This window comes from Azospirillum sp. RU38E, assembly GCF_900188385.1.
Classification (GTDB): domain Bacteria; phylum Pseudomonadota; class Alphaproteobacteria; order Azospirillales; family Azospirillaceae; genus Niveispirillum.
Map to the genome: position 1 here is coordinate 1 of NZ_FZOI01000027.1, position 25518 is coordinate 25518.

Genomic DNA, 25518 nt, shown 5'->3' on the forward strand with positions numbered 1-25518 from the left:
ACGCCGTCCTCGACTGGTCACTCTGGAGGCGAAGACATCAGGCAAACGCCGCTCTCGTCCACTATCGATTACAACAAACGCAACTGTAGTACTAGCCATCAAGGCGAGTTTTGTTTTGCAACATTATTGCTTTGCAAAAAGCTGCAGGGCATTGCCTCGACCAGCTTTGCTTTTGCGGTACAGCGCGCTGCCGCCATCGGGGCCAGGGGACCGATGGCAAAAAAATAGCCAGCCCAGGATGGCGCCACCATCCCGGGGCAATCATCAGACGTGAAGGCAAAGCCGGTCAGGCGACCGGCTGTTCCTGTTCGGCCTCGTTGCCATCAACCTCGTCACCGTCATCGCCCTCTTCACCTTCGAAGGGTCCGCTGCCGGCCGGGCCATTGTCATAGCGCGGGTTGTTCTGGCGCTGACGGGCTTCCTGCTCGTTGATCTGGCACATGATGCGGAAATAATGCTCCGCATGCTGGAGATAATTCTCCGCCGCGATGCGGTCGCCAGACGCCTGGGCATCGCGCGCCAGCGCCTGATACTTGTCATAAACCTGGAAAGCATTGCCACGGATGCGTACATCCGGGCCATTGCTGTCGTAATTCTGCTGCCGCTGCGGCCCGTTCTGACGGCGATTGCCGCCATTATTATTGCCACCGCCGCCGCCGTTACCACCGTTGCTGCCGCCGCCATTATTACCGCCGCGGCCGCGTGAACGCCGTGTATTCGGTCCTTGTCTCATTCGTTTTGTGCTCTGGCCCCTGGAGTTTCCTGCCCTCGGACTGTCGGCGTTCTGGCCCATGCCTGTTCTTGGCGATTGACCATTTTCAGGGGGCATATTGACCCCATGCCCCCATGGGCACGCCCCAAGCCCTGGTCCCGAGGGCTGTCATGTCGGCAGGCGCCCCACGCGCGGCTGCCGCATAAGCCGGACCCTAGCGGGTGTTGCGGCCTATTCCAACAGGTTTTTTTCATTGGCCGGGGCTGGCCATTCACCAACCGCCACGCGGTCACGCCCGCCCAGATCACAAATGGTGGCAACCTTGTCCAATCCGGCGGCGCGGAACAGGGCCGCCACCGCTGGCCCCTGGTCCGCCCCATGCTCCATCGCCACCAGCGCAGCAGGGGCCGCCAGCCGCGCCAGATCGGGCAGCAGCAGCCGGTAAGGGCCCAGCCCGTCCGGCCCGCCAGCCAGCGCCCGCCAGGGTTCGAACCGCGCCACCTCCACCTGCAGACCGGCAATATCGGCATCGGGGATATAGGGCGGGTTGGAGACGATGATGTCAAAGCCCCCTCCCCCCAGCGCCGTCGCCCAATCTCCTGCCAGGAATTGCGCGCGGTCCCCCAAGCCCAGCCTTTGGGCATTGCCCCGCGCCACGGCGGCAGCATCGGGCGACAAATCCACCCCCACCCCGAAGGCCGTGCCATATTCAGAGAGCAGCGCCAGCAGGATGGCCCCTGTCCCGGTGCCAAGATCAAGAATACGCCATGACCGGTCACGGCCTGGCCGGCGTTTCAGCACGGTTTCAACCAGGGTTTCCGTATCCGGGCGGGGGATCAGGGTTTCCGGCCCCAGCAGCAGTTCCAGGCCCCAGAATTCCCAATTGCCCAGGATGCGCTGCACCGGTTCGCGCGCGGCGCGCCGCTCCACCAGCCCGTCAAAATGCGCCAGCTTGTCCGTTGGCACGCGCAGGCCCTGTGGCCGGCGCAGGCGGTTGGTGGGGATACCAAAGGCCGCTTCGGCCAGATAGAGCAGGTCCAGCCGCGCCTCCTCCACGCCCAGCGCTGCCAGCCTTGCCTCTGCCGCCGCCAGCAGGGGGGAAAGTTCAACTTCGTCCGACATGCTCATTTCCTTGATCCCGCTTCCCGCAGCCGGGCCAGGGCGGCGAAGGGGTGGTTTTCATCCACCGGCGGGGCATTGCGCTGGCGTTCCGCCTTGGCCTGGGTGGGGCGGCGGCGCACCCAGGCGGGCGGCGATGGTGCCTCCCCCTCTGCCGGGGGCGGCTGGCGGCGTTCACGCCAGCCCAGGGCAGCCAGAATGCCCGGCACTTCCTCATTGCCACAGGCGGCCAGCGGGGCCAGCCCGGCCAGATCGCTCAAGCGTCCATCGGCACCGCTGCGCCGCGCCAGTTCAGCCTCCAGCCGATCCACCATATCCATGCGGATGGCGCGCGGCCCCACCGGCAGATAGCCGGCAGCCAGCAGCAACCCATCGGCCACATCTGGCCCGCGTGGCACGGAAATCCGCCCCGGCGGCGGCACCGGGGCCGGCAGGGGCGCCCCTTCCCGCACGGACCAGAGCAGGGCCAGCAGGGAGGCCGGGCGTGGCTTGGCGAGTGCGGGCAGGAAGACGCGGCTGAAGCCCAGCCGCACCCCATGATCGTAAAGCTGTTTGCGGGCGGGCTTGTCCAAGCTGTCAATCAGCGGGTCCAGCACCGGGCGGGGCAATTGCCCTGCCGCATCGGCCAATTGATAGGCGATACCGCGCGCCGGGCCGGACAGATCGGCATCGCGCAGCCGCAACAGGGCGGACAGGTCACGCTTTATCCGCTCCTGCACGAAATCCAGCAGCTTTTGTCGTGTCCGGTCACGCTGCGTTCCATCCAGCAGATCATCGCGCAACAGGCGCACATCGGGGTGCAGCAGGTCGCGGCCCGGTGCCAGCCGGGCCAGCGGCACATCCTGCCAGCGCAGCACCCCGTCGCTGCCCAGCGCCAGCGTGTCCGGCCCTGCCGCTTCCAGGGCTGCCATCCGGCGCGCCACCTCTTCCCGCAGCACGCGGCGGGCGGCGGTCATCAGGGTGGGGCGGTCATCCTCCCCCACATCGGCTTCCATGGTGAAGGACAGACCCGTCAGCGCGCCGACGCGGTGCCCCTCCACCATCACCACGCCCGCCGTATCGACATGGCCCAGCAGGTCGCGCCCGTCGCGCAGCACCTTCACCAGCCCGGCCGATCGCTTGTCGACAAAGCGCTGGGTCAACCGTTCATGCAGCGCGTCGGACAGCTTGTCCTCCACCGCGCGGGTCAGCCCCTGCCAGTGGCGGGCATCCTTCAACCAGTCGGGCCGGTGGGCCACATAGGTCCAGGTGCGCACATGGGCGATGCGGGCCACCAGCGCATCAATATCGCCTTCCACCTTGTCCAGCCGCTGCACCTGGGCGGCGATGAAATCGGTGGGCAGCCGCCCGCCCGGCGCCATCAGATGGTGATAAATCTGGGCCAGCAGCTTGGTATGGGCATCCGTCATGGTCTTGCGGAAATCGGGGATCTGGCAGACCTCCCAAAGCTGCTTCACCCCGCCGGGCCGGCGGGTCAGCCCCATCAACTCGCCATCCTGGGCCAGCGCCTGCAAGGCCAACTGGTCATCGGCCGGGCGGGCCCGCAGCAGCAGCGGCGAGGGGGGCCGCGCCTCCAGCGTGCGAATCAACCCCTCCACGGAGCGTAAATCCAGGTCAGAGTTGCGCCAGGTCAGGTTGGTCAGCGGCTGGAATTCATGGTTTTCCACGGCCTGGATGGTCTGTTCATCCAGGGGCGAACAGTCCCAGGTGGTGCCGAAGGTGCCATCACTCTGGTGGCGGCCGGCGCGGCCGCCGATCTGCGCCACTTCCGGTGCGGTCAGCCGGCGGGGGCGATGGCCATCGAACTTGGACAGGCGGGCAAACCAGACATGGTCCACATCCATGTTCAGGCCCATGCCGATGGCGTCGGTCGCCACCAGATAATCCACGTCGCCGGCCTGATACATGGCCACCTGGGCATTGCGGGTACGGGGAGACAGCGCCCCCATCACCACCGCCGTGCCGCCACGCGAGCGGCGGACCATTTCGGCCAACTGATACACTTCCGTCACCGAAAAGGCGGTGATGGCGCTGCGCGGCGGCAGCTTGGTCAGCTTCTTGTGCCCGCCATAGGTCAGCTGCGAGAAGCGGGGGCGGGAGATGATCTCCACCTTGGGGATCAGCTTCTGGATCAGCGGGCGCATCATGTCGGAGCCGAGGAACATCGTCTCCTCCCCGCCGCGCGCGTGCAGCAGCCGGTCAGTGAAAATGTGCCCGCGCTCATCATCGGCGCACAGCTGGATTTCATCCACACACAGGAACTGCACGTTGCGGTCCAGCGGCATACTTTCCACGGTGCAGACCCAGTAACGCGGGGAAGAGGGGATGATCTTCTCCTCCCCCGTCACCAGGGCGACATGCGCCTCCCCTTTCAGCTTCACCAGCTTTTCATAGTTTTCCCGCGCCAGCAGGCGCAGGGGAAAGCCGATCATGCCGGTGCGATGGGCGGCCATCCGCTCCATCGCCAGATAGGTCTTGCCGGTATTGGTGGGGCCCAGCACGGCGGTCACCCGGCCCTGGATGGTGGCAAGCGGGGGGCCCGCAGGGGCGGATGGCGGATGCGCGTTCATGCCCCTATGGATGGGCGGGCCGGCGCGATAATGCAAGAGGCCCCGCGATGGCCCCAGACCCGCCATAGAATCGCCACGCACGCCCACCATCTCAGGTTCCATGCGACAGATATTCCGCCATATCACCCGCCCCGCCGCCGCCCTGCTGTTGCTGGCCGGGCTGTCATTGCCGGCCCCCGCGGTTCTGGCCCAGGCCACGCCGGCCGGTGCCGCCAATCTGGAACGGTTGATCCAGGACCGGCTGGGTGCCGCCACCAGCAGCGAGCCGGACCAGTTCCGCCTGGAACGGGTGCCGGAAGTGCAGGTGACGGCCCAGGGCGACGTCTATGCCGTCAGCCTGCCCAAATTGCGGGTGCTGACCGATGGCGGCTGGCTGCTGGAAGCCCCGGTGGTGGAAGCGGAGGTGAAGCCCCTGCCCGATGGCGGCTGGGAGGTGGAGGCCAGCATTCCCCAGCCCTTGTCTGTGTTCAGTGAACGCGGCTTCCGCGCCGGTGACCTGACCATCGGTCAGCAGAAGCTGCGCGCCCGCTGGTCGGCGGACGGCTATCTGCTGAATGCGGCCGACCTGTCGCTGGCCAATGTCGCCTTCCACCCCACCAGTGGCGGCGGCCTGTTCAACTTGGCCAGCCTGACCCTGAAACTGGACCCGGCACGCGTGACCGGTGACGCCTGGACGGGGATTTTCAATCTGGCCTTGGGCGGGCTGAATTTTCAGGCCCCCACGGGGATGGAGAAGATCACCCTGCAGAAGCTGCGCCTGCGCGGCGATGCGGCGGGGCTGGATTTGACCAAATTCGCCCAGGTCAGCCGCGTCTGGCGGGGCGGTGGCCTGCCCACGGCCGACCAGATGGAACGGCTGGCCACGGCGCTGAAGCTGGAGCTTGATCTGGCAGGCTATCAGCAGGTGCATAATGATGGCCGCCGCACCAAGCTGGACAGCGGCGGCGGCACCCTGGCGCTGGATGGCTTGTCCGGCGACCGGGCGGGAATGCGGCTGGATTGGCGCCATGCCGGGCTGGACCGGCGCGGGGCCGATATCGAGCCCGCCCTGGTGCCCGCCAGCGCCGATATCGCGCTCAATGGCAGCCGGCTGCCACCAGCCCCGCTGCTGGCCCTGCTGGCCACCTATGCCAGCGACAGCAGCGACGGGCCACGCAAGACGGCACGCGACCATATGTTCACCGCCATGCAGGCCGCCGGCTCCAGCTTGAATATTGACCGGCTTTCGCTGAAAAGCCCGCAAACGGCCGTGACCGGTAATGGTGCATTCAAGTTTTCCAGCCAGAACCCGCGCGGCCTGACTGGGCAGGCCGATCTGTCGATGACCGGCATTGACCGGCTGATCGCCGCCATCCAGGCCAGTGGCGGGGCCAAGGCGGCCGGCACAGCCATAGCACTTTATGCGGTGCAGGGGCTGGGCCAGCCGGAACAGGGGGCCGATGGCATCACCCATCGCTATCAACTGCAAATCCTGCCCGACGGCCGGATCATGCTGAATGGCAATGACATGCAGAATGTGGCCGGCCTGCTGACCCGGTAAGGGGCGGGCAGCAATGAAACAAAAAACCCCGCCCGGTGGCTCCGGGCGGGGTTTTTCTTTACGGCAGCTCGGGCGAAATTAATCCACCAGACCGCCATCAGCCAGGATCGGGGCCGGATTATAGACCGGAGCCGGCGCCGGGGCCTTGGCGGCGGTGCCGGTCAGCACCTCCACGGTGCCGGAGAGCTGGCCACCATTTTCCACTTCCAGCGTGCCATAGCGGATATTGCCCTGGATCTTGCCGGTGGCGCGCACCCGCAAAGTGCCGCGCACGGTGATGTCGCCTTCGAAACGGCCACCAATATCGGCATCGTCGATTTCCACCGAGCCCTTGAACAGGCCGGTATCGGCGATTTCCACGATGCGGCCGTCGCGCAGCTTGGCTTCCACCGTGCCTTCCACCACCAGCACGTCGCAGGCGGCGATCTCACCCGACAGGCTGATGTCGCGGCCGACGATCAGCTTGCGCATTTCCGTCGCCGGGGTGGCGCTGTCCGTGCTGGGGGTGGTGCGCTTGGGCGGGGTGCCGGGAATATCCACCACGCGGCGCGGAATATCCGACTTCAGCGCCGCACCGGGAGCCGTACCGGGGGCGGGACTGGTGGAAAAGGGCGTGTTCATCGATGGCCTCGTGCTGGTTTCAGAACCCGTGCTGGGCGGGGTGGGGCTGACGAAAGACGAATAGGCGCCACGTTCCCCGGCCGCCGGGGTTGCCGGCGCCTGCTGCGGGGCGGGTGGTTCCACCGCCGCCACGAAACCGGGGCCCCCGCCGCTGGCCGGCGCCGGCTCAGGAGCGGGCGGGGGCGGTTCCGGCTTGACGGGCATGGAAGGCGGTTTCTGGCGTCGGAACATGGTGGAAAAGTCCCTGATCTCGCTTCAACGGGCGGTGTTGGCGCCCCGGTGGCCGAACCTGCAAATGGTTATCACATCTCCGGCCGATGCGCAGCCGCCTCCGGCGGCAATGAACGGCGGATCTGTTCAAAAAGATGCACCATGAAGGCTGCGGCCACGACGGGCACGACAAGATTCACGATCGGCAGTGACGAAATAAAGGCAATAATGACGCCGGCCGCAAAAAGTCTCAGCTTCTCGCGGGAGCGCAGCCAGCGCACACCCGGTTTGTTCAGCCGCCGCACGGCCACCAGTTCATAATATTCCCGCCCGATCAGATAGCCATTGACCAGATAGAAGACGACCAGATTGACCACCGGCACGAAATAGAGCGGCAGGGCCACCAAGTTCAACAACAGCACCAGCCCCAGAAAGCGCAGACTTTCCGCAATGGACCGCCAGAGCGGGATTTCCAGCGCCGGGCCCATATGCGGGTAATGCCGGCGCTCCACCGCGTCCACAATGCCATCCAGCATCAGGGAGGAAATGGCCACGGTGACGGCGGGAAACATCATCCAGGCCAGGAACAGCCCAGCCAGCCCGCCCAGCAGATCGATCCCCGTATCCAGCCAGGGAATATCGAAGAAGCTTGTATGGGTCAGCGCCCAGCCGAACCCGGCCAGCAGCAGAGCAAACATCACAAGGCTGCCCAGGATGGACAGGATGATGGTGCGGGTGAACGCCTTGTCCGGCAATTGCAGGATGGCGCGTGTCAGGTGGGCAAACATCACGATTTAAGCGTCCCCGTCAGCCATCCATGCGTTCCAAGCGTTCATATGGGTATCAGGCTGCACTTGCCGCAAGGCCCGCCATGTCTATACTCCGCCTCAATTTCCCTATTTGGTTGGAGAGTGTTCGTGACGACTGCGTATGATGTCGTGGGTATCGGCAATGCCATTGTGGATGTGATCGCCAAGGCCGATGAGGCTTTCCTGGCCGCCAATGGCATGGCGAAAAGCGGGATGCGTCTGATCGATGCCGCGCAGTCGGAAGAGCTTTACAGCAAGATGGGGCCGGGGCTGGAAATGTCCGGCGGGTCGGCCGGCAACACCATGGCCGGCATTGCCGGCCTGGGTGGCAAGGGCGCCTTCATCGGCAAGGTGGCGCATGACCAGTTGGGCAAGGTCTATCGCCACGATATCCGCGCCGTCGGCGTGCGCTTCGATACGCCCGACCTGACTGATGGCACGCCCACCGGCACCTGCCTGATCCTGGTCACGCCGGATGCGCACCGCACGATGAACACTTTCCTGGGTGCCTGTCAGCTGCTGACCCCGGACGATATCGACCCGGCGCTGATCCAGTCGGCCAAGGTGACGTATCTGGAAGGCTATCTGTGGGATCCGCCGGCCGCCAAGGAAGCCTTCCTGAAGGCCGCCAAGCTGGCGCATGAGGCGGGGCGCAAGGTGGCCCTGTCCCTGTCCGATGCCTTCTGCGTGCATCGCCACCATGAGAGCTTCCTGGAACTGGTGCGCGACCATATCGACATTCTGTTCGCCAATGAAAGCGAGATCACGGCCCTTTACGGCGGCGATTTCGACAGTGCCGCCGCCGCCGCCCAGCGCGATGTGGAAGTGGCCGTGCTGACCAAGGGCGAACAGGGCGCCTATGTCTTCACCGGTGGCCAGCGCGTCCATGTGAATGCCGAACCGGTGGCCCAGGTGGTGGATACCACCGGCGCGGGCGACCTGTTCGCTGCCGGCTTCCTGTTCGGTTATACCAATGGCCGCGACCCGGAAAGCTGCGCCCGCCTGGGCGCCATCTGCGCCGGGGAGATCATCAGCCATTACGGTGCCCGCTCGGAAGCCAATCTGGCCGAACTGGTGAAGGCAAAGGGTCTGTGACAGCGCGCTGCCTTGATCAGACCCTGCGGCCCTGATCAAGGCAGCTCTCACGCGCGTATGCAGCCATCATGCGCCGATCAAGCGGGGGGCATTTCACGTTCCCCGCTTGATGTTACCGCTCCGCGAACCGCAGGCGGAGCATTCCCGGCTCCACGGCAACCACCAGGGCCGGGCGGTCCTCCAGCCAGCCTTGTACGGTGAAGCTGCCGCTCTCCCCCTCGCCCAGATCGCTCTGATCGGTGAAGATGAAACAGGCGCCGGTGCGGGACAGGTTCAGGGTTTCCCCACGCAGCACCCTTCCTTCCAGGGCCAGCAAGGCGGGGCTGCGCACGGGCACGCGGGGGAAGCGGCGGCGCTCATCACTCACCCGCCGCCTGCTGGTGGCCGGTTCAGGCGGTGGCATCGGCGTGTCGCCGCGATGGCTCAACCATTCGGCCATATCCACCCAGCGCTGACTTTCATCCGGGTCGTCGGTATTCAGTGCCGCCTGCCAGCAGGCAATCAGCTTGGCGTTCAGCGCCTCGTCCACCGTTTCCATCCCCGAACCCCGCTTATTGATAGGCCTGTTTAATGACCATTCACCATGACGGTTGTAGGCGGCATCTCCGGTGAAGATGCCGCCGCAACAGCATCATGGGGCGGCAAGGTTAAAACAAGCAAAAACCGGTCGCATCAATCATTGCGTAACAAGGGTGCTGCCGGTTGGCCCAGCGCCCGCCAAGTACCGATGAAGCCCAATGTCAGCGTGATGCCGGTACAAAGAAGGGTGGTGAACAACACCGACTGCGGCAGGAAGGTGAAACCGAAATCCATGACTTTGGTCAGCACCGCCCAGGCCACCAGCGTGCCCAGCAGCCCGGCAAAGGCCGACGTCACCAGCCCCAGCAAGCCATATTCCAGAAGGAAGGCACGCAGCACCGTGCCGCGCGTGGCCCCCAGCACCTTCAGCACCACCGCATCATAGACGCGGCGGCGGTGCCCGGCGGCAATGGCCCCGGCCAGCACCAGCGTACCGGCCACCAGCGTCACCGCCGCCGTCAGCCGTACCGCCACGCCGACATTGCCCAGGATGCCGGAAATGGTTTCCAGCGCATCCTTCACCCGCACCGCACTGATATTGCTGAACCGCCGCGCCACCTCCCGCTGGATTGTGGCTTCTGAGGCCGGATCGGCCATGATGGTGGCCAGATAGGTCTGCGGCGCCGCCTCCAGCACACCGGGGGAGAAGATCAGGGTGAAATTGATGCCGATGCTCTCCCAGTCGATCTCCCGCACCACGGCCACCTCGCCCTCAATATCGCGGCCCAGGATGTTCAGGGTCATCCGGTCGCCGGGGCCGATGCCGAAGGTGGTGGCGATGTCCTTGTAAATAGCCAGCTTGGGCGGGCCCTGGTAATCCGCCGGCCACCATTGGCCGGCCAGCACCACATCATCCTTGGGCGCAGCCGCCTGATAGGTGACACCCCGGTCGCCATTCAGCACCCAGGCATTGGCCTTGTCCTTCACGGCCTGTTCGGCCTCCACCCCATTCACGGCCACGATGCGGCCGCGCAGGTTGGGCACCATGTTCAGGTCATGCGCACCGGGCACCGCCATCACCGTCTGGCGGAACTCATCCGCCTGATCGCCCTGGATATCGACAAAGAAGAAGGAGGGCGCGTCGACGGGCAATTTCTCCTGCACCTCGCGGCGGAAATTGCCTTCGATCAGGGCGATGGCCACCAGCACGGTCAGGCCCAGCCCCAGCGACAGCACCACCGCACTGGTGGGGTTGCCGGGCCGGTGGATATTGGTCAGCGCCAGCCGCAGCACCGGGCGCTTGGGCCGGCCCAGCGCCCGCGCCCCGCGTGTGATCAGCCAGCCAGCCCCCCAGAAGGCCGCCAGCACCAGCAGGGAACCGGCAACAAAGCCGGCGGCGAACAGCTGTTCCCGCGCCGTCCCCACAGCCAGCCCCGCCAGCGCCAGGCCGGACAGGGCAATTCCGGCCAGATAGGCCGCACCGGGACGACCGTGGGCCTTCTGCACCAGATCGCGGAACAGGGCCACCGCCGGCACCTGCCGCGCCCGGCCCAGCGGCCAGAGCGAGAAGCAGATGGCCGTCAGATAGCCAAACCCCGCCGCAATGGCCAGCGCCCCCGGATAAAGCCCGATGCGCGCGGTAATGGGCAGCAGCCCCGCCAGGGCCTGGCCCGCCAACAGGGGCACAATGGCCCCGACGATCAGGCCGATCGCAATGCCAACCGATGCCAGGGCCAAAATCTGGATCAGATAGACCTGGAAGATCAGCGCGCCCGGCGCGCCCAGACATTTCAGCGTGGCGATGGTGGCCGACTTGGTATCCATATAGGCGCGCACGGCATTGCCCACGCCCACCCCGCCGACCAGCAGGGCCGTCAGCCCCACCAGGGTCAGGAACAGGGCCAGCCGGTCGATGAAGCGGGTCAGGCCGGGGGCGGCGTTGGTGTAATCACGCAGGCGCCAGTTGGCGTCCGCCATTTCCGCCTTGGCCTGATCGCGGAACTGATCCACCGTCACGCCATTGTTCAGCTTCACCTGATAGGACCAGGTGATCAGGCTGCCCTGCTGGATCAGCCCCGTCTGTTTCAGGGCCGCTTCTGACACCATCATGCGGGGGCCAAGGGAGAAGCTGCCGGAACCCGCCTTGTCCGGTTCGGCCGCGATGATGCCCCGCACCTCCAGCGTCAATTCACCGACTGCCACCTTGGCACCGGTCTTCAGGTCCAGCCGGGTGGCCAGCGTATCCTCAATCACCGCACCAAAGGTGCCGTCACGCGCCGCCAGCAGCGATTGCACATCCACCACCTGCGGCTGGCCATCCGCCCCCTGAATCTGGAATTCACCGTAAAGCGGATAGGCCGGGCCGACGGATTTCAGTTCCACCAGCGCGCTTTGCCCGCTATCGGCGGGATCGCGCGCCATGGCCCGCATCTCGGCACTGGTCAGCACCTCCCCCCGATCGGCCAGCCAGCGCAACTGTTCCGGCGTCGCTTCCCGATAGAGGATGCGCGCGGAGACATCGCCGCCCAGGATGGCGCGGCCATCGCTTTGCAGGCTGTCTGTGATGCCGGCGGAAATGGACTGCACGGCGGCAATCGCCGCCACGCCAATGGCCAGGCAGGCGATGAAGATGCGAAAGCCGGACAGGCCGCCGCGCAACTCCCGCCGGGCAATGCGCAGCGCCATGGCAAGCTGGCCCAGCGGCCCGGCGGCAGGACGACCGCCCGTCGCCTGTCCTGGCAGGGTTGTCACGCTCATGGTGCGACACTCCCCGCCCGGTCATCGACGATCAGCCCATCCACCAGCCGGATCACCCGGTCGCAGCTTTCGGCCAGGGCCGGATCATGGGTGATCAGCACGATGGTGGTGCCGTGGCGTTCGGCCATGCCGAACATCAGGTCAATTACCTTGCGCCCGGTATCGCCATCCAGATTGCCCGTCGGTTCATCGGCCAGCAGCAGGGCCGGTTCGGGGGCGAAGGCGCGGGCCAGGGCCACGCGCTGCTGTTCACCGCCGGAAAGCTGGCCTGGATAATGGGTCAGCCGGTGGCCCAGCCCCACCGCCTCCAGCCCGCGCCGGGCGCGGTCGAACGCATCGGGCAAGCCGGCAAATTCCAGCGGGATGGCGACATTCTCCAGCGCCGTCATGGTGGGGATCAGGTGGAAGGACTGGAAGACGATCCCCACCTCATCCCGGCGGAAACGGGCCAGATCATCCTCCCCCATGCGGGTCAGTTCATGGCCGTTCACCTGCACCGACCCGCTGCTGGGCGGCTGCAAACCGCCCAAAATCATCATCATGGAGGATTTGCCGGACCCGCTGGGCCCCACCACGCCCACGCGTTCACCCCGCCCCACTACCAGATTGATACCTTTCAGGATGTTGACGGGGCCGGCCTCACTCTCCAGCTTAAGGTGGACCTGCCGAAGGGCAACAACGGACTCGGCCGGAGAAATGGGCTGCGCCATGAGGGAATCCCGCGTGTTGGATAGTGTGATGCGATATGGCCCCGGTGTGGGTTTATTCAACCGGATTGTTGCCGCCTTCGGGCTGCTTCTTTTCACTATGTTCGCCATGGCGCCCCCGGCGCCAGCGCAACAGGCCGCCCCCACCAAGATCATTGTGCTGGGGGACAGCCTTTCCGCCGGGTACAAGCTGCCGCGCGACGCCGCCTTCACCAGTCAGCTGGAAAAGGCCTTGAAGGATAAGGGCTATAACGTCGTTGCCCCGCCCACCGGCGTGTCGGGTGAAACCACGGCGGGCGGGCTGGCCCGGCTGGATTGGCTGCTGGCGGACAAGCCCGATCTGGTGATCGTGGAACTGGGGGCCAATGATGGCTTGCGCGGCATCGACCCCGCCGCCACGCGGGAAAACCTGGACAAGATCCTGAGCAAGCTGAAACAACGCGGCGTGCCGGCGCTTTTGGCCGGCATGATGGCACCGCGCAATCTGGGGGCGGATTATGGTCGCCGCTTCGATGCCATTTATCCCGAACTGGCCAAACAGCATGATGTGCCGCTCTATCCCTTCTTCCTGGAAGGGGTGGCGATGGACCCGAAACTGAACCAGGAAGACGGGATGCACCCGACACAGGAAGGTGTGGCGGTGATCGTGCGCAATATCCTGCCCAGCGTCACCGCTGTGCTGGACAAGATGAAGAAGGCAGGTTGAGTGATCATGGAGGATTTGCCGGCGGATACCCCCCGCTTTGCCAGCAGCCTGGGCATCGGGCCGGACTGGTCACAGGCCGCCAAGGCCTGCCTGGATGGCTTGACCCTGGTACCCGGTGCCAATCTGGGCATCGTCTATGTCACCGATGCGCTGGCCGACCAGTTTTCCAGCATCGTCACCCTGTTGCGCGGTGTTACCGGCGTGCGCGACTGGGTGGGCACGGTGGGGCTGGGTGTCTGTGCCGGATCGGTGGAACTGTTCGATCAGCCCGCCGTGTCGGTGCTGCTGGGCCGGTTTGAGGAGGGCAGCTTTGCCGCCTTGCCGCCGCTGACCGACGCCACCGCACCGCTGTCCAGCCTGGAACCCTGGCTGCGTGACCATGCGCCCCTGCTGGGGCTGGTGCATGGCGACCCGCGCCATGCCCGCCTGCCCGACCTGTTGACCGATCTGGCCGGGCGCACCGGTTGCTTTTTGGTCGGCGGGCTGACGGCATCACGGGGGGAACAGGCACTGGCCGCCGGCCCGCTGGTCAGTGGTGAGGGTGTGGGCGGTGTGCTGTTCGATGCCGACGTTCCGGTGGTGACAGGTTTGACCCAAGGGTCAACAGTTCTGGGCGGCATCCACACCATCACGCGGGCGGAAAAGCATGTGGTGATGGAGATTGACGGCAAGCCGGCGCTGGAGGTCTTCAAGCAGGATATCGGCCCCGAATTGGCCGGTGATCTGCGGCGTGTGGGCGGCTTGGTCTTTGCCGGCCTGCCCATCCAGGGTTTTGATCGCGGCGATTACCTGATGCGCAATCTGACCGCCATTGATCTGGAACGCGGCTGGATCGCCATTGGGGAAAATCTCAATACCGGCCAATCCATCCTGTTCTGCCGCCGTGACCGCGAGGCCGCCCTGGCGGACCTGGAACGGATGCTGGAACAGGTGAAACGCCGCCTGTCCGGCCCGGTGCAGGCCGGCATCTATATCAGCTGCGTGGCGCGGGGCCGCAACCTGTTCGGCACGGACGGGGTGGAATTGGGCCTGATCCGCCAGCATCTGGGGGATTTCCCCCTGACCGGCTATTTCGCCGGCGGGGAGATTTCGAATGCCCAGCTTTATGGCTATACCGGCGTGCTGACGCTGTTCTTGTAAGCCACCGCGGCGGAAGGTGACCGGCGCGGCCTCTCCACGCCAAGCCCCTTTCGCCGCGGCCGCCCTTGGTCCATCCTGCGGATAACCAAGGGGAAACGCCGATGACCAGCGACAGTGATTATCCGCGCACCGCGCGCGGCAGCAACCTGTTCGACAGCGACACCAACCTGATCCGGTTGCTGGAACGCCGCAGCCCCCATGTGCTGGAAGCCCATGAAGGGCGCCTGTCGGAATTTGGCGCCTGGGCCGGCGGGCCGCTGGATGAACAGGCCGAATATACCGACCGATTCGCCCCGCCCCGGTTGGATGCCTATGATGTTGATGGCAAGCGGCAGGGCCGCGTCATCCTGAACCCGGATTACCGCGCCTGCCATGCGGAGGCCTATCGCCGGGGGGCGGTGGGGCTGGCCTATCAGCCGGAAGGGCTGGGGCCGACGGGGGCCCCCTCCCATACCGCCTGTTTCACCATGGGCTATATGCTCTCCCAGGCGGATATCTCCATCCATTGCCCGGTCACCATGACGGGGGCGGTGGCCTATGTGCTGGACCGGCTGGCCCCGCCGGCCGTGCGCGGGCGGTACCTGCCCGAACTGGTGCGGATGGATGGCCAAGCCCTGTCCGGCGGCACCTGGGCCACCGAACTGCATGGCGGGTCGGATGTGGGGGCCAGCACCACGCGGGCCGAAGCCAGTAATGACGGGTTCCGGCTGCATGGCATCAAATGGTTCACCAGCAATGCCGGGTCCGGCCTGGCGCTGGCCACGGCCCGGCCCGACGGGGCGGAACCGGGCGGGCGCGGGCTGGGCTGCTATCTGGTGCCCAGCCATCTGGAGGATGGCACGCCCAACCACTACCGCACCCGCCGCCTGAAGGAAAAGGCGGGCACGCGCGGGCTGGCCACGGCGGAACTGGATTTGGAGGGCGCCTTCGCCCTGGAGGTGGCGGCCCCGCCCGACGGGTTGAAGGCGATGATGGCGGCCCTGGAATATAGCCGCATCCATAATGCCGTCGGTTCCGCCGGGCTGCTGCGCCGCGCCTTTCTGGAATCCGCCGGCTGGGCCGGGCACCGCACCGCCTTTGGCCACACACTGCGCCATTACCCGATGGTGCAGGACCAGTTGCTGGACATGCAGATGGAGCTGGAGGCGGCCACCGTGCTGTCCTTCGAGTCGGTCTTCGCCTTTGATGCCCATCTGGCCGATCCCGATCAGGGGGATGACTGGCTGCGGCTGGTGACAGCACTGGCCAAATACCGCACGGCGGAACAGGCGGTGACGGCCTGCCGGCAGGCGGTGGAGATCGTCGGCGGCAACGGCTATACCGACGAAATGCCGACATCGCGCTTCTACCGCGATTGTCTGGTGGTGTCGGTCTGGGAAGGGCCGGCCAATATCCAGGCTTTGGAACTGCTGCGACTGGTGGCGGGCAAGCGGGCCGGCGACCAGATTTTCCTGGCCCGGATGGGCGCCATCCTGGCCGACCTGCCCAGCCCCAACCGTGAACCGGCGGCCGATGACGTGACCGCCATTCTGGAAGGGGCGCTGGAGGAATGCCGCGCGGCACTGGCCTTCCTGCGCCGCAATCCCGGCCAGGGGCCGCGCCATGGTCGCCGCCTGCTGACGCTGCTGGCCGACACGGCGGCGGCCTCCCTGTTATGTGAGGAGGCGGTGGCCGACCTGGCCTTGGGCGACCGGCGCAAATGGCTGGTCGCCTGCCGCTTCGTGCGCAAGGTGCTGGGCAAGGCCGACCCGATCAGCGCAGATATCGACCCGGCCAATGCCGAGTTCGACGCCGTTCTGGCTTATGATCCGGTGGATTGACGGTCAACGGGAACGGCATGGCTGTTTCCACATCCTTTTTCGTTGCCGTACCCCCTCCCCTTCGCCGAAACTTTCGTCCATATGTTGGCGGAACCATTTGCCGCTGACCGTTTTCCGGAGCCGACCCATGCCATCCCGCCTCGAACAGCTTTGTGTCCAGAAGGGCCTGAAGATGACCGAACAGCGCCGCGTCATCAGCCGCGTCCTGTCCGACAGCCAGGACCACCCGGATGTGGAGCAGGTTTACCGGCGGGCCATTGAGATCGATCCGCATATTTCCATCGCCACCGTCTATCGCACCATGCGCCTGTTTGAAGAGGCGAACGTGATCGAACGGCTGGATTTCGGCGATGGCCGCGCCCGCTATGAAGAGGCGCGCGACGAACATCACCACCATCTGATCGATGTGCAGAGCGGTGAAGTGGTGGAATTCTCCAATGAGGATCTGGAGATCATCAAGGAGAAGATCGCCGATGAGCTGGGCTACAAGCTGATCGGCCACCGGCTGGAACTGTACGGCGTGCGCAAGGATCGCCCGATCAGCCAGCCGCAGGCCGGTGGTCTGGCCGCTGCCAAGAAGATGTAAGCCATGCGCCGTTGCGGCACGGGGGGCAGTGACGGGGGTATGGCGGGGGATGGCGATTGCTGCCGCCCCGCCGTCACCCGCGCCTATCGGGAAATGCGCGCCAGCGGCGCGCCGGAACCTTATTGCCTGGATGCCGCCCTGGCGGTTTACCGATGGTATCACCCGGAAAGCACAGAGCCCGATGCCGCCGGCATTGTCTCCTACTGGATCGCCGACGGCCGCCGCCATTGATCTGATATAATACCGGCGGCACCAGCCTCCGCTGGATTGGCTACGTCGCTACCAAGCAGCGCGGCGGCAGGCGCCGCCGTACCAACGGTCAAAATTCTTGACCGTTGGTATAATCAACGGCGGTTGATATCAGTTCTGCATTTCTGCTTTTTATCAAATAAAACCTTATCCGCCACTGTTCAGGCGGATGAAAAACAGCAAAGAACACCCGCCATTTTACCTATCAGCAGTTGCCGACGATCCGGCTGTTGCTCAGGTCAGCGAAGGCGGAACGGGTGGGCATTGCACGCGGTGCCGTGCGGGCCGCCGCCCGGGCCGCATCGTCCGCCGCCAGGGCAGCCAGGGCCAGAAATTCTGCCAAGTCCTTCATCTGGCTGCGCTTTGCATCCACCACCAGACTTTCCAGGCAGCGCTTGATGGCGATCGCCACCTCTTGTTCGCGGTTGCTGCTGCTATTTTCGGCGATCAGCATCTGGTTTGCATAAGTCATATGAGTCCCCCAGCCGTCATCTGGCCTTGTTGATTACCTCACTTCCATGACTTTACATAAAATCCATCTATTTTGATAGCTGTAAACGTATTAATATTTCGTTTTAACGATATTAACAATAGCACCTGTTTTAACGGTATGCAAACAAACCCTGGTTGAACTGGTTCAGGGGTGACCTCTCGCCTTAGGATTTATTGGAAACCCTTGATAAGGGCAGTCTGTGCACCAGACAAATCTCCTGGTTTCTCCTGTATGCTGCCTGTGTGTCTCCCCATTTCCCTTAACGGAAGACTCATACTATTTTATATTGTTGTGTCAGTCCTATGACGTTGACTGTCCCGACTCGGGGGTAAGGATCGCCATCGGAAAGGCCGCGTCAGGGTGGCAAGGCCGGGAAACAGAGCGGACCCGCAAGCTGCCAGTTGCAGCTTGCGCAACAGGTGCCTATATCTGCTTTGCACCAGGGGCCGATCACGGACCCTTGGGGTTTGGCCGGTTGCGGCCATATATGGATACAGCAAAACCCATGGGGATCGCCCCTGCGGTGCCGGAAGATGATCGGGCCGCGGGCGTTCTGCCGGAAACGAGAGGTCGTCATGAGCAAGGTTATCGGGATCGATCTGGGCACCACCAATTCGTGCGTGGCCGTTATGGAAGGCACGCAGGCCAAGGTCATCGAGAATGCCGAAGGTGCGCGTACCACCCCGTCGATGGTCGCCTTCACGCAGGGCGGCGAACGTCTGGTCGGTCAGCCGGCCAAGCGCCAGGCCGTCACCAACCCCGACAATACGCTGTTCGCGATTAAGCGCCTGATCGGCCGTCGCTATGACGACCCGGTGACCAAGAAGGACGCCGCCCTCGTTCCCTATAAGATCGTCTCCGGCGGCAATGGCGACGCCTGGGTCGAATCCCATGGTGAAAAGTACAGCCCCAGCCAGGTCAGCGCCTTCATTCTGCAGAAGATGAAGGAAACCGCTGAGGCTTATCTGGGTGAAAAGGTCACCCAGGCCGTCATCACCGTGCCCGCCTATTTCAATGACAGCCAGCGTCAGGCCACCAAGGATGCCGGCCGCATCGCCGGCCTGGAAGTGCTGCGCATCATCAACGAGCCGACGGCCGCCGCCCTTGCCTATGGCATGGAAAAGAAGGGTGCCGGCACCATTGCCGTGTACGATCTGGGTGGTGGTACCTTCGATGTGTCGATCCTGGAAATCGGCGACGGCGTGTTCGAGGTGAAGTCCACCAACGGCGACACCTTCCTGGGCGGTGAGGATTTCGACGGCAAGATCATCGATTACCTGGCCGAGGAATTCCAGAAGGAGCAGGGCATCGACCTGCGCAAGGACCGTCTGGCCCTGCAGCGTCTGAAGGAAGCCGCTGAGAAGGCGAAGATTGAGCTGTCCAGCTCCATCCAGACGGAAGTGAACCTGCCCTTCATCACCGCCGATGCGTCCGGCCCGAAGCACCTGAACATCAAGCTGACCCGCGCCAAGCTGGAAGCCCTGGTGGAAGATCTGGTGCGCCGCACCGTCGGCCCCTGCCAAGCGGCGCTGAAGGATGCCGGCCTGAAGGCTTCCGAGGTTGACGAGGTGATCCTGGTCGGCGGCATGACCCGTATGCCGAAGATCATTGAGACCGTGAAGCAGATCTTCGGCAAGGAGCCGAACCGTGGCGTGAACCCCGACGAGGTGGTGGCCATCGGTGCGGCCATCCAGGGCGGCGTGCTGAAGGGCGACGTCAAGGACGTGCTGCTGCTGGACGTCACCCCGCTGTCGCTGGGGATTGAGACGCTGGGCGGTGTGTTCACCCGCCTGATCGACCGTAACACCACGATCCCGACCAAGAAGTCTCAGGTCTTCTCCACGGCGGAGGACAACCAGTCGGCCGTGACCATCCGCGTGTTCCAGGGTGAACGCGAAATGGCCGCCGACAACAAGATGCTGGGCCAGTTCGATCTGATGGGCATTCCGTCCGCCCCGCGCGGCGTGCCGCAGATCGAAGTGACCTTCGACATCGACGCCAACGGTATCGTCAATGTGTCCGCCAAGGACAAGGCGACGAACAAGGAGCAGACCATCCGCATCCAGGCTTCTGGCGGCCTGTCGGATGCCGACATTGACAAGATGGTGAAGGACGCCGAGGCGCACGCCGCCGAGGACAAGAAGCGCAAGGAGTTGGTGGAAGCCCGCAACCACGCTGACGGCCTGATCCATTCCACCGAGCGCACCCTGTCGGAAAATGGCGACAAGATCGCCGCCGCCGACAAGAGCGCGGTGGAAGCCGCCATCGCTGACCTGAAGTCGGCGCTGGGTGGTGAGGATGCCGCCGCCATCAAGGCCAAGACGGACGCCCTGGCCCAGGCTTCCATGAAGGTGGGTGAGGCGCTGTACAAGGCCGGCCAGGAAGGCCCCGCCGGTGCCGCCGGCGCCGGCCCGTCCGATGATGACGCGCCCGCCGGTGACAAGGTGGTCGATGCCGACTTCGAGGAAGTCAACGACGATCACCGCAAGAAGGGCTGATCGCCAGCCTTTCCCCTGATCAGGGGGCGGGACCGCCGGTCCAGAAAGCGCGGGCCCGCCCGGAAATCTCCGGGCGGGCCTGTTGCATGAAGGGACAGGGCATGTCAGATGTTGGAATGTTGCGGATCCGGCAGCAGCACACCATGGTGAGCAGCCGGACCGGTTGGGAAGGGGCTTGAGGCCGCCATGTCGAAGCGCGATTATTATGATGTTCTGGGCGTTCAGAAATCCGCCAGCGCGGATGACCTGAAAAAGGCCTATCGCAAGCTGGCCATGCAGTACCACCCGGACCGCAACCAGGGTGACAAGGCGGCCGAGCAGAAATTCAAGGAAGTCAGCGAAGCCTATGACTGCCTGAAGGACGAGCAGAAGCGCGCCGCCTATGACCGGTTCGGCCATGCCGCCTTTGAAGGCGGTGGTGGCGGGCGCCCTGGCGCCGGGCCGGGCGGCTTTGATTTCGGTGGCGGTTTCGCCGACATCTTTGATGAGATGTTCGGCGAATTCATGGGCCGCGGCCGCGGCGGCGCCCCGGGCCAGAGCAATAACCGCGGCAACGACCTGCGCTATAATCTGGAAATCAGCCTGGAGGATGCCTTCAAGGGCAACACCACCCAGGTGCGCGTGCCCACCAGCGTGATGTGCGATCCCTGTGGCGGGTCGGGGGCGGAGGCGGGCAGCAGCCCCACCACCTGCACCACCTGTAACGGGGCGGGTAAGGTGCGGGCCCAGCAGGGCTTCTTCACCATCGAACGCGCCTGCCCCACCTGCGGCGGTGCCGGACGCGTCATCAAGGATCCCTGCCGCCATTGTGGTGGCCAGGGCCGCGTGCGCAAGGAAAAGACCCTGCAGGTCAATATCCCGGCGGGCGTGGAGGATGGCACCCGCATCCGTCTGGCGGGTGAGGGGGAAGCGGGCCTGCGCGGCGGCAGCCCCGGTGACCTGTATATTTTCCTTTCCCTGGCACCGCATCGCTTCTTCCAGCGTGACGGGGCCAACCTGCATTGCCGGGTGCCGATCCCGATGACAGTGGCGGCCCTGGGCGGCAATGTGGAAGTACCGACGATCGACGGCAACCGCGCCAAGATCAGCGTGCCCGCCGGCACCCAGACCGGCCACCAGTTCCGCCTGAAGGGCAAGGGCATGAGCGTACTGCGCAGCCCGGCGCGCGGCGACATGTATATCCAGGTGGTGGTGGAAACCCCGGTGAACCTGACAAAGCGTCAGCAGGAACTGCTGAAGGAGTTCGACAAGGAGGCCGAGGCCGGCCATAACCCCGAATCGGAAGGCTTCTTCGCCAAGGTCAAGGAACTCTGGGCCGATCTGAAGGATTGATCGGCAGGCGTGCGAAACACCAACGATCATCAGGGATGATCGTTGGTGTGGCAGTGACCGTTGCCATCGCCACACAGAGGAGGCCCCGTCTGATCGGACAGGATGATAAGCTAATCCCGTCTGCTGGAAGGACGAGGATTTATGAGCAAGGTAACGCGGAAGCGTTATTCGGGGGAGGCGCTTGAGGCGATCAAGGGTGAACAGACCCTGGCGGGACTGGCGGCGAAATACGCGATCCACCACACGATGATCGCGCAATGGAAGCGGCCGACGATTGAGGGAATGGGTAAACACCAAGAGCCATGATCCATGGCTCTTGGGATGAGGTTCCACCGGATGGCGGAAACGGCCATTTCGTGCTACCCATCCGGTATGGTCAGCCCCCTTGCCGTCCCCGTTCGCAGGATGAAGCCATCCGCCGTACCGCGCGGCCGGGCGGGGATCAATCTGCTCTGTGTCGCCCTGTTCTGCGGGCTGTGGCTGCTGATCGGCTGGCAGATTCGCCTGTCCTATGCCGATGCCGTTGCCTCGGCTGAGCGGGACACCGGCAATCTGACCCGCGCCTTCGCCCAGCATGTCACCCGCACGCTCAGCCAGGTGCAGCAATTGCTGATGGAGGTGGCCGACCGGGTGGCCGCCGACCAGCCGCTGCACCTGGACCAGATGCGCCGCCGGGTGCCGGGCATGGACAGCGTGTCGAAATTTCTGGGTGTGCTGGACGGCACCGGCCGGGTGCTGGACAGCACCCGCACTGCCGTGCTGGGCATGGATTTTGCCGACAGCGACTATTTCCAGCGCGCCACCGCGCCCGGCAGCCGCGCCATCGGTTTTGGCAAGCCCATTGTCGGCCGCTCCCCCCTGATGTCATCCATCCCCTTCTGGGTGCGGGTGGAAGGGCGCGATGGTACAATAAGGGCGGTGGTGGTGGGTGACGTGCTGTCGGAATATTTCTCTGGCTTGTTCAGCCAGATGGACCTGGATCTGGGCGGCGTGGCCACGTTGCTGGATATGGATGGCACCATCTATGCCCGTGGCAGCGAGAATCGCAGCGCCGTAGGTGCCACCTTTCCCGGGGCGACCATTGTGCGGGCCGCGCGGGAGAAGCCACGCGGGGTGGTGCATGGCCGCAGTGCCGTGGATGGTACGCTGCGCATTACCAGCTATGAAAGGCTGGAAGGCACGGGGCTGGTGGTGGCCGTCGGCTATGAGATGCAGTCGGCCCTGCGCGGTTACCGCATAGCGCGCAACCAGATGCTGGCACAGGGGCTGATCGGCAGCCTGCTGCTGCTGCTGCTGGCCCTGCTGGTCAACCGCTACATCCTGCGCCTGCAGGAGAGCGAGGCGGCGGCCCGTGCGGCGCGGGCGGAGGCGGAACATGCCAGTGCGGTGAAGTCACAGTTCCTGGCCGTGGCCAGCCACGAGTTGCGCACCCCGCTGAACGCCATCATCGGCTTTGCCGAGGTGATGGCGTCGGGCCTGCATGGCCCGCTGGGCCATCCGCGCTATGCCGAATATGCCGATGACATCCATAAAAGCGGGCTGAACCTGCTGGCCCTGATCAATGACACGCTGGATCTGGCCAAGATTGAGGCCGGGCGGATGGAACTCCATGCCGAACCGGTGGATGTGCGGGCGCTGAGCCTGGAATGTGTGCGCATGTTGCGCGCCCTGGCGGCCGAACGCGGGGTGGAACTGGGGGCCAGTGTGGAACAGCCGGTCCCCGCCCTGGTGGCCGATACGCTGAAACTGCGCCAGATTCTGTTGAACCTGCTGACCAATGCGGTGAAGAACACCGATGCCGGCGGTGCGGTACGCCTGTCCGCCCTGGCGGACGGCCCCGACCATGTGCTGTTCCGCGTCGCCGATACCGGCTGCGGCATGACGGCAGAGGAAGTGGCCTTGGCACTGGAACCGTTCCGCCAGGTGCATTCGCATCTGAGCCGCGACCGGCAGGGCACCGGGCTGGGCCTGCCGGTGGCACAGGCTTTGGTGGCCCTGCACCGGGGCAGCCTGTCCATCGACAGCCAGCCCGACCACGGCACCCTGGTCACCGTGCGCCTGCCCGCCCGGCCGGAAATGATCGGTGAGGGAATTTAAGGCGACAGTGCCGTTCCCGCCCTCCCTCACATCTCCAGATCGACAATCACCGGCACATGGTCGCTGGGCTTGGGTTCCCAGCCGCGCGCGTCGCGCAGGATGGTCTGCCCCTTCAGCTTCGGTGCCAACGGCGGTGTCACCCAGACATGATCCAGCCGGCGGCCCTTGTCCGACGCGTTCCAGTCCGCCGCGCGATAGGACCACCAGCTATAGAGCTTGCGGTCGGGCGGCACGAAATGGCGCACCGCGTCGACCCAGTTCAGGCTGTTTTGCAGGGCGGTCAGCTTCTCCACCTCGATCGGGGTGTGGGAAACCACATCCAGCAACTGCTTGTGCGACCAGACATCATGTTCCAGGGGCGCGATATTCAGATCGCCGACCAGGATCATCGGCTGATCCGGGGTCCGGTTGGCCAGGAACCATTCCTGCATTTCCGCCAGGAACTGAAGCTTGTGGGCGAATTTGTCATTCACCGCCGGATCGGGGATATCCCCGCCGGCGGGGATGTAGAGGTTATGGATCTCCACCCCGTTTTCCAGCGTGGCCAGCACGTGGCGGCAATCCTCCTTCCCGCAGGAATGGCGGATATCGCGGGAGGAAAAGGGCAGGCGCGACAGGATGGCCACGCCATTATAGCTTTTCATGCCATGGATATGGATATGCTCGTACCCGCGATCCTTGAAGGCATTGCGGGGGAAGGCATCGTCCACCACCTTGGTTTCCTGCAGGCACAGGACATCGGGGGCCTGTTCGTCCAGCAGCTTCATCACCAGATCGATGCGCAGGCGGACGGAATTGATGTTCCAGGTGGCGATACGCACGGGGGCAGCCCTCTACCGATGTTCGGGAAAAGTTCCCACAAGGCTTACCCGTGGCACCCGCCGCTGTCCACCGGCTATTGCACCGTGGCATTGGCGGGGATGGCGCCCTTGTCCTGTACCACCAGTTTGCGGCCGATCAGCCAGTCGATGGCCTGATTATAATGGCGGCGGGTTTCGGCGCGGTCGCCGCGCGCCATCAGCCGGTGATCGGCCCCCACCAGCCGCCAGATGGTGACATCATGCCCCCCCGCCACCAGCAGGGCATAAGACGCTTCCATCGCCAGCATGGAGGCGTCCTTGTCCCGCGTGCCGCCAACCAGCAACAGGCTGGCATCGCTTTTCAGCAGCTCCAGCCCCGGCGGGCGGCGCAGGAAGGAACGCCATTGCCGCAGGCTGGAACCCCAGAGGATTTCATCATCCCGACCCTTGCCATTCATGATGGCGCGCAGCCGGTCGGACATCTTGCCCGCCTCTTCCTCCCGCACCCCGGTCCAGCCGCCGCCGATATAGGCAAAGCTGGTCATCTCGAACAGGATATCCAGGCCGCCGCCGGCGATGATGGCGGCCCTGCCAATGTCAGGGTCGGCCCCCACCAGATAGGCCGCCATATCCGCCCCTTCCGAATGGCCGAACAGCATGACCGGGGCGGCATCGGGCGGCAGCGTGCGGCGCACATCGGTCAGCACAGCCGACAGCGCCGCCTGCCAACTGTCGGCCGAGAAATCGGCGATGAAGGCGGGGCTGCAATCATCCCCACGGTCGGCATCCTCATCATTACTGAACGGCTTCTCCACCAGCACCGCGTTGATATCCTGCCGGTCCAGAATGATGGTGGCGGCATTGGTGCGCGGTTCCAGCGTGCCATCATCCTCCCGCTCAAACCAACTGTCGCAGCCCGAGCCCTGAATGAACAGGATGGTCGGCTTATCTGCGCCATGATCGGCCCGGTAATAGGTGATCTCCCGCTTGCCCTGCTTCACCGCATGGGATGTCAGCCAGGGCATGTCAGCGATCAGCGGCGCCTGTGCCGCCGCCGGCAGGGTGGAAACCAGCGATGCCAGCAGCACCGCGCCAAGAAGCCAGCCCCGCCGACCCTGTCCCATTGCCACCGCCTTTT

General features: G+C 64.8%; 22 protein-coding genes and 1 pseudogene. 12 read left to right on the forward strand and 11 right to left on the reverse strand.

Annotated features, from left to right (window positions below):
- The coding region (locus tag CHB97_RS26715; RefSeq protein ID WP_211098334.1) for a hypothetical protein at nucleotides 1-228 on the forward strand (228 nt) is incomplete at its 5' end.
- Between the two features lie 58 nt (nucleotides 229-286).
- Here the strand turns inward: CHB97_RS26715 and CHB97_RS23975 are convergent.
- From CHB97_RS23975 to CHB97_RS23985, 3 genes are all read right to left on the reverse strand, one after another.
- On the reverse strand, nucleotides 287-733 hold the full coding sequence (locus tag CHB97_RS23975; protein WP_089290555.1) for a DUF4167 domain-containing protein: 447 nt from the start codon (nucleotides 731-733) through the stop codon (nucleotides 287-289).
- Between the two features lie 210 nt (nucleotides 734-943).
- Complete coding sequence (gene prmC / locus CHB97_RS23980; RefSeq protein ID WP_089290556.1) at nucleotides 944-1834, reverse strand: peptide chain release factor N(5)-glutamine methyltransferase; 891 nt, start codon at nucleotides 1832-1834, stop codon at nucleotides 944-946.
- Nucleotides 1835-1836: 2 nt separating this feature from the next.
- On the reverse strand, nucleotides 1837-4401 hold the full coding sequence (locus CHB97_RS23985; protein ID WP_089290582.1) for a helicase-related protein: 2565 nt from the start codon (nucleotides 4399-4401) through the stop codon (nucleotides 1837-1839).
- A 100-nt stretch (nucleotides 4402-4501) separates the two neighbouring features.
- On the opposite strand from CHB97_RS23985, the gene CHB97_RS23990 reads away from it, so the two are divergent.
- The gene (locus CHB97_RS23990) at nucleotides 4502-5941 is read left to right on the forward strand and encodes a DUF2125 domain-containing protein (RefSeq protein ID WP_089290557.1); all 1440 of its coding nucleotides are present in this window, start codon (nucleotides 4502-4504) and stop codon (nucleotides 5939-5941) included.
- 78 nt (nucleotides 5942-6019) lie between these two features.
- Here the strand turns inward: CHB97_RS23990 and CHB97_RS23995 are convergent, their stop codons facing one another.
- Together CHB97_RS23995 and CHB97_RS24000 are read right to left on the reverse strand one after the other, a co-directional pair.
- Nucleotides 6020-6766, reverse strand: coding sequence for a polymer-forming cytoskeletal protein (locus tag CHB97_RS23995; RefSeq protein WP_089290558.1), 747 nt, complete (start codon nucleotides 6764-6766; stop codon nucleotides 6020-6022).
- A 98-nt stretch (nucleotides 6767-6864) separates the two neighbouring features.
- Nucleotides 6865-7560, reverse strand: coding sequence for an EI24 domain-containing protein (locus CHB97_RS24000; protein WP_089290559.1), 696 nt, complete (start codon nucleotides 7558-7560; stop codon nucleotides 6865-6867).
- Between the two features lie 129 nt (nucleotides 7561-7689).
- Here CHB97_RS24000 and CHB97_RS24005 point away from each other — a divergent pair, with 129 nt between their 5' ends.
- A complete protein-coding gene (locus tag CHB97_RS24005; RefSeq protein ID WP_244559687.1) occupies nucleotides 7690-8676 on the forward strand; it encodes an adenosine kinase in 987 nt (328 codons plus the stop codon).
- Between the two features lie 112 nt (nucleotides 8677-8788).
- On the opposite strand, the gene CHB97_RS24010 is transcribed toward CHB97_RS24005, so the two are convergent.
- The 3 genes from CHB97_RS24010 to CHB97_RS24020 all read right to left on the reverse strand — a co-directional run bounded on the left by CHB97_RS24010 (nucleotide 8789) and on the right by CHB97_RS24020 (nucleotide 12662).
- Nucleotides 8789-9214 (reverse strand): PilZ domain-containing protein, encoded by a 426-nt coding sequence (locus CHB97_RS24010; RefSeq protein ID WP_089290561.1) that lies wholly within the window; start codon nucleotides 9212-9214, stop codon nucleotides 8789-8791.
- 134 nt (nucleotides 9215-9348) lie between these two features.
- Nucleotides 9349-11952 carry an ABC transporter permease gene (locus tag CHB97_RS24015; protein ID WP_089290562.1) on the reverse strand — a complete coding sequence of 868 codons (2604 nt, stop codon included), beginning with the start codon at nucleotides 11950-11952 and terminating at the stop codon, nucleotides 9349-9351.
- Nucleotides 11949-12662 (reverse strand): ABC transporter ATP-binding protein, encoded by a 714-nt coding sequence (locus CHB97_RS24020; protein ID WP_089290563.1) that lies wholly within the window; start codon nucleotides 12660-12662, stop codon nucleotides 11949-11951. Before CHB97_RS24020 ends, CHB97_RS24015 begins: the two co-directional genes overlap by 4 nt.
- A gap of 28 nt (nucleotides 12663-12690) precedes the next feature.
- Between CHB97_RS24020 and CHB97_RS24025 the strand changes: the two genes are divergently transcribed.
- The 5 genes from CHB97_RS24025 (at nucleotide 12691) to CHB97_RS24045 (ending at nucleotide 17142) form a co-directional block, all read left to right on the forward strand.
- Entirely contained in the window at nucleotides 12691-13365 is a 675-nt protein-coding gene (locus CHB97_RS24025; protein ID WP_244559688.1) for an arylesterase, read from the forward strand.
- 6 nt (nucleotides 13366-13371) lie between these two features.
- Nucleotides 13372-14505 (forward strand): FIST C-terminal domain-containing protein, encoded by a 1134-nt coding sequence (locus CHB97_RS24030; RefSeq protein ID WP_089290583.1) that lies wholly within the window; start codon nucleotides 13372-13374, stop codon nucleotides 14503-14505.
- Between the two features lie 101 nt (nucleotides 14506-14606).
- Complete coding sequence (locus CHB97_RS24035) at nucleotides 14607-16325, forward strand: acyl-CoA dehydrogenase family protein (RefSeq protein ID WP_089290565.1); 1719 nt, start codon at nucleotides 14607-14609, stop codon at nucleotides 16323-16325.
- Nucleotides 16326-16452: 127 nt separating this feature from the next.
- A complete protein-coding gene (locus CHB97_RS24040) occupies nucleotides 16453-16911 on the forward strand; it encodes a Fur family transcriptional regulator (RefSeq protein ID WP_089290566.1) in 459 nt (152 codons plus the stop codon).
- A 3-nt stretch (nucleotides 16912-16914) separates the two neighbouring features.
- Nucleotides 16915-17142 (forward strand): hypothetical protein, encoded by a 228-nt coding sequence (locus CHB97_RS24045; protein ID WP_244559689.1) that lies wholly within the window; start codon nucleotides 16915-16917, stop codon nucleotides 17140-17142.
- Between the two features lie 223 nt (nucleotides 17143-17365).
- On the opposite strand, the gene CHB97_RS24050 is transcribed toward CHB97_RS24045, so the two are convergent.
- Nucleotides 17366-17632 carry a hypothetical protein gene (locus CHB97_RS24050; RefSeq protein WP_089290567.1) on the reverse strand — a complete coding sequence of 89 codons (267 nt, stop codon included), beginning with the start codon at nucleotides 17630-17632 and terminating at the stop codon, nucleotides 17366-17368.
- Between the two features lie 596 nt (nucleotides 17633-18228).
- Between CHB97_RS24050 and dnaK the strand changes: the two genes are divergently transcribed.
- The 4 genes and pseudogenes from dnaK (at nucleotide 18229) to CHB97_RS24065 (ending at nucleotide 23580) form a co-directional block, all read left to right on the forward strand.
- Complete coding sequence (gene dnaK / locus CHB97_RS24055; RefSeq protein WP_089290568.1) at nucleotides 18229-20151, forward strand: molecular chaperone DnaK; 1923 nt, start codon at nucleotides 18229-18231, stop codon at nucleotides 20149-20151.
- Between the two features lie 186 nt (nucleotides 20152-20337).
- Nucleotides 20338-21483, forward strand: a complete 1146-nt coding sequence (dnaJ, locus tag CHB97_RS24060) for a molecular chaperone DnaJ (RefSeq protein ID WP_089290569.1) — start codon at nucleotides 20338-20340, stop codon at nucleotides 21481-21483.
- Nucleotides 21484-21624: 141 nt separating this feature from the next.
- Nucleotides 21625-21768 (forward strand): annotated as a pseudogene (locus tag CHB97_RS26230) (IS3 family transposase); the annotation flags it as partial.
- Nucleotides 21769-21888: 120 nt separating this feature from the next.
- Nucleotides 21889-23580: a sensor histidine kinase gene (locus tag CHB97_RS24065; RefSeq protein WP_160106221.1), complete on the forward strand. Its 1692-nt coding sequence runs from the start codon at nucleotides 21889-21891 to the stop codon at nucleotides 23578-23580.
- A gap of 26 nt (nucleotides 23581-23606) precedes the next feature.
- Here the strand turns inward: CHB97_RS24065 and xth are convergent, their stop codons facing one another.
- Both xth and CHB97_RS24075 read right to left on the reverse strand, forming a co-directional pair.
- Nucleotides 23607-24401: an exodeoxyribonuclease III gene (gene xth, locus CHB97_RS24070; RefSeq protein ID WP_089290571.1), complete on the reverse strand. Its 795-nt coding sequence runs from the start codon at nucleotides 24399-24401 to the stop codon at nucleotides 23607-23609.
- A 74-nt stretch (nucleotides 24402-24475) separates the two neighbouring features.
- Nucleotides 24476-25504 carry a S9 family peptidase gene (locus tag CHB97_RS24075; RefSeq protein WP_143271173.1) on the reverse strand — a complete coding sequence of 343 codons (1029 nt, stop codon included), beginning with the start codon at nucleotides 25502-25504 and terminating at the stop codon, nucleotides 24476-24478.
- Between the last annotated feature and the right edge of the window lie 14 nt (nucleotides 25505-25518).